This is a genomic window from Providencia sp. Marseille-Q8014, from assembly GCF_965112055.1.
The window spans coordinates 1,663,588-1,676,617 of the sequence record NZ_CBCOPT010000001.1; the positions used below are offsets into that span (position 1 = coordinate 1,663,588).

Below are 13,030 nucleotides of genomic sequence, written 5' to 3' on the forward strand. Positions count from 1 at the left end.
AAGCCCTCAGCTCACTATTAATGCCTAGCCTTAATCAGCCCCTTAAATTCTTTTTTGTATTATTTTCCTGTGCGCCTGAATATTTGCGTTAAAACAAGGTGAAAATCATCATTGATGAGATACTATATCTCACGCACAAATAATAAATTATTTCAAAGAGGTTGATTAGCATGTCTCATTCTCAGAGCGGTATTCTGAAAGATCATAGCCGTTTCGGTATTTTTATTGAAGCAATGGTGCAAGGGCCTCTTGCTGACATAAAAACGGGATGTCAGCGTTTTGTCGACGCATTAACACAATTACAAGAACAGTACCCATCTGATAGGTTAGGCGCGGTTATTGCATTTGGTTCTGATATTTGGAAGCAATTATCAGCACCTGAAAGCGCACCTGAATTAAAGCCTTTTCGTCAATTAGGGAAAGGTCTTGCACCCGCAACACAACGTGACCTTTTTATTCATATTCAATCTCAGCGTCACGATATTAACTTTTCATTGGCACAGGCTGCACTGAAGGCATTTGGTCCTGCGATTAAAGTTGAAGAAGAGATCCATGGTTTTCGTTGGGTCGAAGAACGTGATTTGAGCGGATTTATTGATGGTACCGAAAACCCTCAGGGAGAAGAAATCGCTGAAGTTGCACTGATTGCAGATGGCATTGATAAGGGAGGCAGCTATATTCTTGTTCAACGTTATGAGCATAGTTTACATAAGTGGGATCGCTTCTCAGAGCAAGAACAAGAAAAGATGATTGGCCGTACTAAGAGTGATAGTGTGGAGCTTGATGAAAGTGAACGTAACGTTACTTCACATGTTTCTCGTGTAGTGGTTGAAGAGGACGGTGAAGAGCTGTCTATCATGCGTCATAGTTTACCGTATGGTACAGCGAGTGGAAAACATGGATTATACTTCCTTGCTTACTGTGCGCGTCTCTATAATATTGAACAACAGCTTCTTAGCATGTTTGGTGAGAAAGATGGCAAGTATGATGATTTATTGCGCATGACGAAAGCCGTTTCAGGAAGCTACTATTTTGCTCCTTCAATCGACACGTTATTATCGCTATAACATCGCCGTATTGCCGCCAGTTGGCGGCAATTGATGTTTTCATAAACACCTGATTTTTTATTCCCATCTTATCGCCTATCCATGAAGGGCGCTCATGTAACTAACCTATTGATCATCAATATAATTTGATTGCTTATTGCCATAATTTCTTGATTATATCAATTTGATATATTAAAAGGCGATTGATAGCTACACAGTTATAACTAAAGCAGCTAAAGTAGCTTAACAGCGTAGTTTTGGTTTAGTCATAAGTAGGTGCCTAATGCAGAAAGCGATCTTAAAGAAAACAGTCTTAGCGGGTTTCGCAACCTTCTCACTTATGGGTAGTGCGCCACTGATGGCGGCTGAACTACTTAATAGCTCTTATGATATTGCACGGGAATTGTTCGTTGCATTAAATCCTGAATTTGAAAAACAGTGGAATGAGCTACACCCAGATGACAAGTTGACCATCAAGCAATCCCACGCGGGATCCTCTAAGCAAGCTTTGGCCATATTGCAAGGTTTGAAGGCCGATGTTGTGACTTATAACCAAGTCACAGATGTGCAAATTTTGCACGATAAAGGGAATTTGATCCCAGAAAATTGGCAATCAAGATTACCAAATAATAGTTCACCTTATTATTCCACGATGGCGTTTTTAGTCCGTAAAGACAACCCGAAAGGGATTAAAACCTGGGATGATTTGGCACGCGAAGACGTTAAATTAATTTTCCCAAACCCAAAAACATCGGGTAACGGTCGTTATACCTATTTAGCGGCATGGGGAGCCTATGCACAAGAAAATAAAGGTGACGAAAAGAAAACGCGTGAGCAAATGAAACAGTTTTTGAAAAATGTTGAGGTATTCGATACTGGCGGGCGTGGTGCAACCACCTCCTTTATTGAAAGAGGACTGGGTGATGTATTAATTAGCTTTGAATCGGAAGTGAATAATATTCGCCAGCAATATGGTGAGTCCGATTATGAGGTTATTGTTCCTCCGGTGGATATTTTAGCTGAATTCCCTGTGGCTTGGGTTGATAAGAATGTCGAGAAAAATGGTACGCAAGATGTTGCCAAGGCTTACCTTTACTACTTATATAGCCCAAAAGCACAGCAGATTATCACGAATTTTAATTATCGAGTGAACGATAAAGACGTGATGGCTGCAAATAAAGATAAATTCCCTGAAACACGTTTATTCACGGTTGAATCACAATTTAAAAGCTGGCCTGCTGTGATGGAAACGCATTTCGCCACCAATGGTGAATTCGATAAATTGATGGCAGAAGGGCGACGTTAATGCGTCAGTCAGGGAAACGTTTTTTGCCAGGATTTGGCCTCACACTAGGTAGCAGCCTATTTTATACCTGCTTGATATTACTGCTACCTTTGAGTGCTTTAGTCATTCAGCTATCGGAAATGACATGGCAACAGTATTGGGATGTGATCAGTTATCCGCAAGTTGTGGCGGCTTATAAGGTAACCCTCCTTGCGGCATTAGTCGCGAGTTTGTTTAATGCCGTTTTTGGTATGTTACTGGCGTGGATTTTAACTCGTTATCGTTTTCCTGGCCGTACTTTTTTGGATGGCCTCGTTGATTTACCGTTTGCGTTACCTACAGCGGTAGCGGGTTTAACATTAGCGACGCTATTTGCTGCTTCGGGTTGGTATGGGCAGTATTTGCATCAATTCGATATTAAAGTCGTCAATACGTGGCTTGGTATTGCCGTCGCCATGGCATTTACCAGTATTCCGTTTGTCGTGAGAACGGTACAGCCTGTGTTAGAAGAGCTTGGCCCTGAATATGAAGAAGCTGCGCAAACATTAGGTGCAAGTCGCTGGCAAACTTTTCGTCGAGTAGTATTACCGGAGGTTTCACCTGCGCTTATTGCTGGCACCGTATTATCTTTTACCCGTAGTTTGGGAGAGTTTGGTGCGATTATTTTTATTGCGGGGAATATTGCTTGGCAAACTGAAGTCGTATCTCTAATGATTTTCAGCCAGTTACAGCAGTTTGATTATCCTGCCGCCAGTGCGATTGCTTCAGTGATTTTAGCGGTTTCATTAGTGCTGTTATTCACAGTCAACATAGTACAAAGCCGCTTTGGTAAAAGGTTGGGGGGCAAATAATGGCTCAAATCACGCCAATTATGGTGAGTTCACGTCAACCAATCAATTGGGCTAAATGGTTCTTGATTGCTATTGGTGTCTTATTTTCAGTTCTATTACTGGTCGTGCCCATCATTTGGATCTTTATGACCGCTTTTTCGAAAGGGTTAGATGCGGTTTTAATGAATTTAAACGATGCCGATATGCTGCATGCAATTGGTTTAACAGTACTTATCGCGTTGATAACCGTGCCAGTCAATTTAATTTTTGGCACGATGCTAGCTTGGTTGGTCACACGATTTCAGTTTCCCGGTAGGCAGTTATTATTAACATTGGTGGATATCCCATTTGCCGTATCGCCAGTGGTTGCTGGTCTACTCTACCTATTGTTTTATGGGTCCAACAGTTGGTTTGGTGGTTGGCTAGAAAGCTATGACATCCAATTGATGTTTTCGTGGCCAGGCATGACCCTAGTGACTATTTTTGTGACTTGTCCTTTTGTGGTGAGAGAGTTGGTGCCTTTGATGCTGAGCCAAGGTAGCCAAGAGGATGAAGCCGCTGTGTTGTTGGGAGCATCTGGCTGGAAAATGTTTTGGCGAGTGACATTACCCAATATTCGTTGGGCGTTACTGTATGGTGTTGTTCTAACGAATGCGCGAGCGATAGGGGAATTTGGGGCGGTTTCTGTTGTTTCCGGTGCGATCCGAGGGGAAACCTACACATTACCATTACAAGTGGAATTATTGCATCAAGACTACAATACCGTCGGTGCGTTTACTGCGGCTGCAATCCTCGCTGTGATGGCAATTATCACCTTAATTATTAAAAGTGCATTGCAATGGCATTTGAGCCGGCAGCGATCCGAATCAGGAGTTCATCTACCATGAGTATTCAAATCGAAAAAATTGGAAAATTATTTGGTAGGACACAAGTGCTACAGGATATCTCATTGGATATCGCATCGGGTGAAATGGTTGCGCTGCTTGGGCCATCGGGGTCAGGTAAAACAACGCTATTACGAATCATTGCTGGTCTAGAGCAACATAGCTATGGGGCGTTGCGTTTTCATGGACAAGACGTTAGCCGGATCCATGCAAAAGATCGGCACGTTGGCTTTGTGTTTCAACATTATGCTTTATTTCGCCATATGACCGTGTTTGATAACGTGGCATTTGGGCTAACGGTCGTGCCAAGAAAACAGCGTCTATCATCACAAGCGATCAAACAAAAAGTGACTCAATTACTTGAGATGGTGCAATTATCTCATTTAGCTTCTCGTTTTCCTGCTCAACTGTCTGGTGGGCAAAAACAGCGCGTGGCTTTGGCTCGCGCCTTAGCGGTGGAACCACAAATTTTACTGCTAGATGAACCGTTTGGTGCGTTGGATGCACAAGTACGTATTGAATTACGTCGTTGGTTGCGCCAGCTACATGATGAATTAAAGTTCACAAGTGTATTTGTTACTCATGACCAAGAAGAAGCCATGGAAGTTGCGGATAGAGTCGTCGTTATGAGTGAAGGCCATATTGAACAAGTTGGGACGCCTGATGATATTTGGCATCGTCCAGAAACGCGCTTTGTGCTTGAGTTTATGGGGGAAATTAATCAACTTCATGGTCAAATCAATGGTTCCCAGCTGTTGATTGATGGTTATGAATTCCCTCTGCATCATGCAAGCGCCCATCAAGGGGAAGTGGATATTTTTCTACGCCCTTGGGATATCACACTCGTGAAAGAGGTGGATGAACAGCATCGTTTACCTGTTCGAGTGGTTGAGTCAGGGCCTAGAGGGCATTTCTGGCAGTTAACGGTACAACCGATAGGTTGGGGAGCAGGGCAGTTATCAGTAGTATGGCAATCATCGCAGCAGATCCCAATACGTGGGGAACATTATTTTCTTGGGAGTCAGAAAGCGAGAATTTACCAAGGGGATCATGAGTTGCTATTTCCCCGACTCGCGCAAAGCGCCTGATACTCGTCCAGTCTGAAAGGTAGATAGTGCAAGTATATCGCTTCAATATCTCCGCGATAGGGTAATTTATCCTTCTATATTGTTTTCTACGGGGCCATATGGCCCCATTTTCGATATCTTATGACGCCTTCTTGTCAATCAAAGCCATGAGCAGCTTTTCATATATCGATATTAGTAATAAGTCTAATCACTATTATTAATTACTGATATATAAGTGAATTTTTTTCATGCTGCTAATTCCTAGGTGTTAGGATACTATCTATAACCAACAAGATAGTGATAATAGATAAAGAGAATAAGGAATTAGCAGTGGCAACTCTTGAACAATTTATAGGTAATACGCCGCTAGTAAAACTACAGCGTTTAACAGAAGGGATGGATGCTGAAATCTGGGTTAAGCTAGAAGGTAATAACCCAGCAGGCTCAGTCAAAGATAGGGCGGCTTACTCTATGATCACTGAAGCTGAAAAGCGTGGCGAAATAAAACCTGGCGACACGTTAATTGAAGCAACAAGTGGTAATACAGGGATCGCGCTAGCCATGATTGCGGCAGTTAAAGGCTATCACCTTAAATTATTGATGCCTGAAAATATGAGCAAAGAGCGTCAAGCCTCGATGAAAGCTTATGGTGCCGAACTTATTTTAGTGAGTACTGCGGTGGGGATGGAAGGCGCCCGAGACTTGGCTCAAGAAATGGAGGCGCGTGGGGAAGGAAAGGTGCTCGACCAATTTAATAATCCAGATAACCCACTGGCACATTTTAAAACGACAGGGCCAGAGATATGGCAGCAAACTAACGGCCGTATGACCCATTTTGTTTCCAGTATGGGAACGACGGGCACAATTACAGGAGTGAGTCGCTATTTGAAGTCACAATCACAAAATGTGCAGATAGTCGGACTACAACCTGCCGAAAAGAGCCAAATCCCCGGTATTCGCCGTTGGTCTCCTGAATATTTACCCGGAATTTTTCATCAAGAACTGGTTGATACCATACTGGATGTGAACCAACAAGAAGCCGAAGAGACGATGCGAGCGCTGGCTAAGCAAGAAGGTATTTTTTGTGGTGTTAGCTCTGGTGGCGCTGTGGCTGGTGCACTGAAAGTGGCCAAAACACATCCAAACGCGGTGATTGTAGCCATTATCTGTGATCGGGGCGATCGCTATCTTTCTACTGGCGTATTTGATGATTAATGGCGTCAGTGTTATTCGTTGTTTTTCACCGTAAGGTAAAAATAACAATGGCTAAGCTCGGTGAACGGTGAGAAGTGATGATACTGTCATTTATCGATCGTTAGCATTGTTAGCGTGGATGTATCGAGGGGCGAGTGTCATTATTTTGAGTCGTACAGGCCGTTGAGAGCGAGAAAAAACCACCAGCGACATTGATGCCATCTGGTGGTTTTATTGAATAATTTAAAACGACTGTATTATTTTTTGATTCGCATAATAACAGTTTCACCGACGGTGACTGCACCACTCAGCTTAGTCAGTTCTTTAATTTCATCCATGTTGGAGATCACAACAGGCGTTAAAACTGATTTCGCTTTTTCTTCCAGTAGTGCTAGGTCAAACTCAATAACTAAATCACCTTTTTTGACGAATTGACCTTCTTCTGCGATACGTTTGAAACCTTCACCTTTCAGTTCGACGGTATCAATACCGAAATGAACAAACAGTTCGATACCATCATCGGACTCAATAGAAAATGCATGATTGGTTTCAAATATCTTACCAATAGTCCCATCTACAGGTGCGACGATTTTATTCCCCGCAGGTTTGATAGCAATGCCATCCCCAACAATTTTTTCAGCGAAAACAACGTCGGGAACATCTTCAATATTGACGATTTCACCTGATAAAGGTGCGATAATTTCAATACTGCCACTGCTATTCTTATCATCCGAAACCAGTGATTTCAGTTTGTCAAACAGACCCATGGACCTTCTCCTAATCGTTTTTATATGGGACCGAACTAATGTGCTGTTCCTAGCATAACGTTTTTTCTTGGATAAAGGTATCAACAAGTTTCATCAATTCGTCAGCGGTTGGTTGAGCAAGTGCTTGTTCAGCCAATGCCTTAGTATCCGCAAAGTTTGCATTACGAATTAATTTTTTAATACGAGGAATAGAAATTGCACTCATACTAAATTCATCTAAACCCATGCCAAGCAACAATAAGGTTGCACGTTCATCACCTGCTAATTCACCACACATTCCTGTCCATTTGCCTTCTGCATGCGATGCATCGATAACCTGTTTGATCAGGTTCAAAACAGCAGGTGACATCGGATTGTAGAGGTGAGAAATCAGCTCATTACCACGGTCAACAGCTAGAGTATATTGAGTGAGATCGTTTGTCCCAATACTGAAAAAGTCAACTTCTTTTGCTAAATGATGAGCAATAACCGCCGCAGCCGGTGTTTCCACCATGACACCCACTTCAATTGCTTCATCAAAGGCTTTGCCTTCTTCACGTAATTGACCTTTTAGCATCTCAAGTTCTGCTTTTAGTTCGCGAACTTCCTCAACGGAAATAATCATCGGGAACATAATACGCAGTTTACCAAAACTTGAGGCTCTTAAAATAGCTCTTAACTGAGAATGTAGAATTTCTTTGCGATCAAGGCAAATACGAATTGCACGCCAACCTAAGAAAGGGTTCTCTTCTTTAGGTAAGTTCATGTATGGTAAATCTTTATCACCACCAATGTCCATTGTACGTACAATCACTGCTTGGCTGCCCATTGCTTCCGCAACGGCTTTGTATGCTTGGAACTGCTCTTCTTCAGTGGGGAGCGAATCTCGGTCCATGAATAGGAATTCAGTACGGTATAAACCAACCCCTTCAGCCCCATTACGTTCAGCACCCGCGACATCACGCACAGTACCGATATTTGCACAAACTTCCACTTGATGGCCATCAAGTGTAATCGCTGGCAAATCTTTTAATTTAGCCAGTTCATTCTTCTCTTGCTGGTACTCTTCATTAAATTTTTTCAGCTTGTCGATTTCTTGATCTGACGGATTCACATAAATGTGATTGTTCACACCATCGAGGATTAGGTAATCACCATTTTTAATTTTAGTTGTTGCCTCGGAGGTACCCACAATCGCCGGTAGTTCAAGTGAACGGGCCATAATAGAGGTATGTGATGTCCGGCCACCTAAATCTGTGATAAAACCTAAAACCTTCTCTAAGTTTAATTGAGCGGTTTCTGAAGGGGTTAGGTCAGCGGCAACAAGAATAACTTCTTTGTCGATAGCGCTTAAATCAACAATTGGTATGTTGAGAATATTTTTTAATAGACGTTTACCAATATCACGAACGTCAGCTGCGCGCTCTTTTAGATATTCATCATCAAGTGCTTCGAGCGCTTGAGCTTGGTCTTCAATAACGGAGTAGACGGCAGCGTCAGCGGTTTTTTTATCGCCTTTGATGAGGGAGATAATCTCTTGTTCAAGCTCTTCATCTTCCAGCAGCATAATATGGCCTTCAAAGATCTCAGCTTTTTCTGCACCAAGATTTTTTTCGGCTCGCTCTTTAATAAGGCTGAGTTGTTCGGCTGATTTGTTGCGTCCTTCAATAAAGTGTTGGATCTCGGTTTCTATCTGGTCGTCAGCAATTTTTTTTGTGCTAACAATGATAGGATCTTCTTTGAGGATTAAAGCCTGACCAAAAGCAAAACCTGGGGATACTAAAATACCTGAAATCATAATATTACCTTACTACTGCGGGTAGGTGTTCTGATGTTGAAGAGATAACAGTAAGTCTATCAATATGTAAACTGATATCCCTGAATGATGCCATTCAGGGATGAAGATTAACGCGGTAACACTGGTTCTCTCGCTAGCAAGATTACTCCAGCTCGCCCATCAGTTTAACTAAATGTTCAACTGCTTGTTTTTCATCTTCGCCTTCGGCAGATATGGTCACAACAGTACCTTGAGTTAAGCCTAGAGTCTGTAGCTTGAACAGGCTTTTCGCACTTGCTGATTTGCCACCAGAAATCAAAGTAATATCAGAAGTGAATGCTTTGGCTTCTTTCACAAATTGCGCGGCAGGGCGAGTATGTAAGCCATTTGGTGCTGTAATAGTGACTTCTTGCTGGAACATATTATTTCCTCAATAACTTTAGTTTTTTATAATGACCCAAGCTATTGTAGTTGAATAAACTTGAGTTTGCGTATAGTTAGATTATTAACTGTTAAAAAGGTTTCCTACTTTGTCGAGAGTCAACACTTTTTCAGTTTCTCAGTGCAAAATACACCCTTTAATCTTCAAAGAATACCGTAAACAGCGACTATCTTTAACTTAAGGTGGATTAATTTCGCGCCTCAAAATAATTACTATGTTTAATACTAAACCCTCGTTCAGAAATCATCTCAATACGTGCTAAAGTTTGATCCATACCACAAAAAAAGCACCATTGAGGTGCTTTTTTAACGATAAATTAACGGTTTTAATATTATTCAGCCGATAGGTCAGCAAACAGAACCGTTGATAAATAGCGTTCGCCCGATGAAGGTAAAATGACGACAATATGTTTATCTTTGTATTCAGGCTCCGCTGAGAGTTTTACGGCGGCTGCGAGTGCTGCACCGGAGGAGATGCCAGCAAGAATACCTTCTTTTTCCATTAATTGGCGGGCAGTGTGAACAGCTTCGTCATCGCTGATCTTAAATACTCTGTCGATAAGTGAAATATCTAAGTTGCCAGGGATAAATCCAGCACCAATGCCTTGGATCTTATGTGGACCGGGCTTCACTTCATCACCGGATAGTGTTTGGCTAATGACGGGGGAGGTTTCCGGTTCTACAGCGACCAGTGTGACATCCTTGCCCTTGGTTTTTTTCAAATAACGACCGATACCCGTGATCGTTCCGCCAGTCCCGACACCCGCGACGACAACATCGACCTTACCGTCGGTATCTTCCCAAATTTCTGGTCCTGTGGTTTTTTCATGAATTTCTGGGTTAGCTGGATTACTGAATTGTTGAAGTAAAACATATTTGTTCGGATCGCTTTTGACAATGTCTTCGGCTTTTTCAATAGCGCCTTTCATTCCTTTAGCGCCTTCCGTTAAAACAAGGTTAGCACCTAAGGCTTTCAACAGTTTACGACGCTCTACACTCATGGTTTCAGGCATCGTCAGTGTGAGTTTGTAGCCTCTGGCTGCTGCAACATAGGCTAAAGCGATACCGGTGTTACCACTCGTTGGTTCAACTAATTCTTTTCCCTCTTTGAGTAGTCCTTTTTTCTCTGCATCCCAAATCATATTCGCACCAATACGACATTTAACGCTGAAACTTGGGTTGCGAGATTCAACTTTAGCTAAGATATTACCATTACCAAAATGTTTTAAGCGTACTAATGGGGTATGGCCGATGGTTAGCGAATTATCATCATAAATTTTACTCATGGGATATCCTTATAATTAAGGCAATTAGCCAACTAGAACTGGGTTTGAGAAAGAATATTGCTTCCCAACATACGTGAACTCATTATTATTGCAAATATAAATTAAACATAAGCTTATAACTAATCGCTATCTTAATTTTATAACCAATTGCTATATGTATGAAAATATTTTGTGTAAAAGGTTATGAGCCAAAAGCATCACTTACCACATTTAGTATAACGTTGAATAGGACGTTAAAATGAGAAAGCGCGATAGAGTTGTGAGCTCTAGCGCGCTTTTGAATGGCTATCGAAGAGTCAAATTAATAACGTGCATAACGCGCACGATATTGGTCTACCCACATTAAGGTGGCGCCGCAAACCGCGACTGGCATAATCAATAAGTTGACGATAGGGATCATCATTAGCACGCTTACAGCACCGCCAAATTGAATGTTATTCATGCGATCTTTTGCTAATGCTTGTTTCATATCGTTAAAACTAACGCGGTGGTTATCAAATGGATAATCACAGTACTGAATAGACATCATCCATGCGCCAAATAGGAACCAGAGAACGGGAGCGACGGTTTGTCCAATACCGGGGATAAAAAATAAAATTAAGAGACCAATCGCTCGGGGAAGGTAATAGCCAATTCTGACGAATTCACGCTTCACCATGCGTGGCACATCCTTAGCAACATCAATAATACCGCCATCAGGTGCGGGAATACCGGTTAATTCGGATTCAAGCTTTTCGGCCAGCCAGCCGTTAAATGGCGCTGCGATAATGTTGGCCACGGTACTAAAAAAATAAGTGAATATTAATAAGATTGAAATAACAGCAATCGGCCAAATGAGATAATCTAGCCATTGCAACCAACTTGGCACATAGCCCATGATTTGGTCAATCCAACCACCAAGCTTGCTGTATAACCACCAAAACGCGCCACCAAGTAAAATAATATTGGCTAAAAGTGGTAGAATGACAAAGCGCTTAATGCCTGGGCGCGTGACAAGACGCCATCCTTGAGCGAAGTAATAAAAACCAGAGTGATTTTTTTGTTGCGAATCTGTCGATTGAATCATACTTCTTGTTCTCTCCTTTACGGTTGACCATGTATCATATAGATAGGTTTTTAGGCTGGCTAGTCAGTATTTGCTTAAAAAATCAGCAAACGAAAGCAGAATTGTCTCTTTCTTATAAGAAAATCGTTCAGAGGGTTGCACTTAGAGCGTTTGCCAAATAATCTTAAGTATATCCGTCATATTTTAAGTTGAATCTAAGTTGACGGCGTTCAGTGACTTGAATTCCTTAAAATCACACGGTAATGTGGCTCTAAGGGCGGGTGGCTGCGCATTAGCTTGCAACTTAAAGAGTTTGACTTAGTTTTTTGCCGTGGTGGCATTATCATTCAACAATTAGAGATAGCAGCGATGCAGGATTTGCGTCTAATATTAGTGGTCGTAGGTGCGATAGCCATAGTTGCGTTATTACTGCATGGTTTATGGACTAGCCGTAAAGAGCGCTCAAAATTATTTCGTGATCGTCCCGTAAAACGCCGAAAACATGACTCTCAGGATAAATCATCTCACTATGATGATGATTCTGCACTATTCAATGAAACCCATGTGGTTGAGCCATCGACCTCGTCACCTGAGGTTTCTGAACCTGCACGTCAGGTGAAAGAAGAACGTCGTGTCGAACCTGATTTGCCACCCATTTCACCTACTGTTCGTGATACTGAGCCCGTATTCACGATAACGCCCGAGCATTCAGAACCTAATGAACCTGAAATTGCTCCGCGTCCTCATGCTGTTAATGAACCCACTGCGGTAAAACCTGAACCTGCACCGTCGCAAGGGGCTCAGCCAAACACAGCAATCAATCAGCGAGCGACAACGGTACCAGAACAACCTGAATTTGATTTTGATACAAGCGACAACCAAGAGGAGCCACAGCCGATACACCATGAACAGGAACAGGCGCACACTGAGAAGAAAACTGAACAACCGCAAAACCAATCTCCAGCGAACAACAAGGAGACGGTTCTGGTTCTTCATGTAGCTGCTCATCAGGGCCAAGTTCTACAAGGTGAAGCGCTGTTGCAAAGTATTCTTCAGGCAGGGTTCCAATTTGGTGAAATGCGCATTTTCCATCGTCATGTGCATCCTTCAGGAACAGGACCTGTCCTCTTTAGCCTTGCAAACATGGTTAAACCGGGTTCATTTGACCCAGAAACCATGTCTGATTTCACCACACCGGGTGTCTCGATGTTTATGATGGTACCTTCTTATGGTGATGCAGGACAAAATTTCAAGTTGATGCTACAGGCAGCGCAACGCATCGCCTCCGATGTCGGAGGGGTCGTCCTTGATGATGAACGTAAAATGCTGACACCTCAGAAAATCGAGGTGTATCATGCCCGGATACGCAATACATTGAATTAAAAATCAGTATTAACTAAACCCCCTTAACTGGGGGTTTTTTATCTTT

General features: G+C 42.3%; 12 protein-coding genes. 7 read left to right on the forward strand and 5 right to left on the reverse strand.

What is annotated here, in order from left to right; genetic code table 11:
• Positions 1 to 170: 170 nt before the first annotated feature.
• From ACWPW6_RS07240 to cysM, 6 genes are all read left to right on the forward strand, one after another.
• Positions 171 to 1,067 carry a Dyp-type peroxidase gene (locus tag ACWPW6_RS07240; RefSeq protein ID WP_196713262.1) on the forward strand — a complete coding sequence of 299 codons (897 nt, stop codon included), beginning with the start codon at positions 171 to 173 and terminating at the stop codon, positions 1,065 to 1,067.
• Positions 1,068 to 1,329: 262 nt separating this feature from the next.
• Positions 1,330 to 2,352, forward strand: a complete 1,023-nt coding sequence (locus tag ACWPW6_RS07245) for a sulfate ABC transporter substrate-binding protein (RefSeq protein ID WP_154625138.1) — start codon at positions 1,330 to 1,332, stop codon at positions 2,350 to 2,352.
• Positions 2,352 to 3,182 carry a sulfate/thiosulfate ABC transporter permease CysT gene (gene cysT / locus ACWPW6_RS07250; protein ID WP_154625137.1) on the forward strand — a complete coding sequence of 277 codons (831 nt, stop codon included), beginning with the start codon at positions 2,352 to 2,354 and terminating at the stop codon, positions 3,180 to 3,182. Before ACWPW6_RS07245 ends, cysT begins: the two co-directional genes overlap by 1 nt.
• A complete protein-coding gene (gene cysW, locus ACWPW6_RS07255; protein ID WP_163861031.1) occupies positions 3,182 to 4,048 on the forward strand; it encodes a sulfate/thiosulfate ABC transporter permease CysW in 867 nt (288 codons plus the stop codon). Before cysT ends, cysW begins: the two co-directional genes overlap by 1 nt.
• Complete coding sequence (gene cysA, locus ACWPW6_RS07260) at positions 4,045 to 5,133, forward strand: sulfate/thiosulfate ABC transporter ATP-binding protein CysA (protein WP_154625135.1); 1,089 nt, start codon at positions 4,045 to 4,047, stop codon at positions 5,131 to 5,133. The genes cysW and cysA overlap by 4 nt, the downstream gene beginning before the upstream one ends.
• Before the next feature lie 309 nt (positions 5,134 to 5,442).
• Positions 5,443 to 6,327: a cysteine synthase CysM gene (cysM, locus tag ACWPW6_RS07265; protein ID WP_196713261.1), complete on the forward strand. Its 885-nt coding sequence runs from the start codon at positions 5,443 to 5,445 to the stop codon at positions 6,325 to 6,327.
• Between the two features lie 236 nt (positions 6,328 to 6,563).
• Here the strand turns inward: cysM and crr are convergent, their stop codons facing one another.
• The 5 genes from crr to cysZ all read right to left on the reverse strand — a co-directional run bounded on the left by crr (position 6,564) and on the right by cysZ (position 11,622).
• Positions 6,564 to 7,073 (reverse strand): PTS glucose transporter subunit IIA, encoded by a 510-nt coding sequence (gene crr, locus ACWPW6_RS07270; RefSeq protein WP_154625134.1) that lies wholly within the window; start codon positions 7,071 to 7,073, stop codon positions 6,564 to 6,566.
• A 49-nt stretch (positions 7,074 to 7,122) separates the two neighbouring features.
• Entirely contained in the window at positions 7,123 to 8,850 is a 1,728-nt protein-coding gene (gene ptsI, locus ACWPW6_RS07275; protein ID WP_154625133.1) for a phosphoenolpyruvate-protein phosphotransferase PtsI, read from the reverse strand.
• A gap of 142 nt (positions 8,851 to 8,992) precedes the next feature.
• The gene (gene ptsH, locus ACWPW6_RS07280; protein WP_008910625.1) at positions 8,993 to 9,250 is read right to left on the reverse strand and encodes a phosphocarrier protein Hpr; all 258 of its coding nucleotides are present in this window, start codon (positions 9,248 to 9,250) and stop codon (positions 8,993 to 8,995) included.
• Between the two features lie 352 nt (positions 9,251 to 9,602).
• On the reverse strand, positions 9,603 to 10,556 hold the full coding sequence (gene cysK / locus ACWPW6_RS07285) for a cysteine synthase A (RefSeq protein WP_154625132.1): 954 nt from the start codon (positions 10,554 to 10,556) through the stop codon (positions 9,603 to 9,605).
• Positions 10,557 to 10,857: 301 nt separating this feature from the next.
• Complete coding sequence (gene cysZ / locus ACWPW6_RS07290) at positions 10,858 to 11,622, reverse strand: sulfate transporter CysZ (RefSeq protein WP_154625131.1); 765 nt, start codon at positions 11,620 to 11,622, stop codon at positions 10,858 to 10,860.
• A gap of 348 nt (positions 11,623 to 11,970) precedes the next feature.
• On the opposite strand from cysZ, the gene zipA reads away from it, so the two are divergent.
• The gene (zipA, locus tag ACWPW6_RS07295; RefSeq protein WP_195848206.1) at positions 11,971 to 12,984 is read left to right on the forward strand and encodes a cell division protein ZipA; all 1,014 of its coding nucleotides are present in this window, start codon (positions 11,971 to 11,973) and stop codon (positions 12,982 to 12,984) included.
• Positions 12,985 to 13,030: the final 46 nt, after the last annotated feature.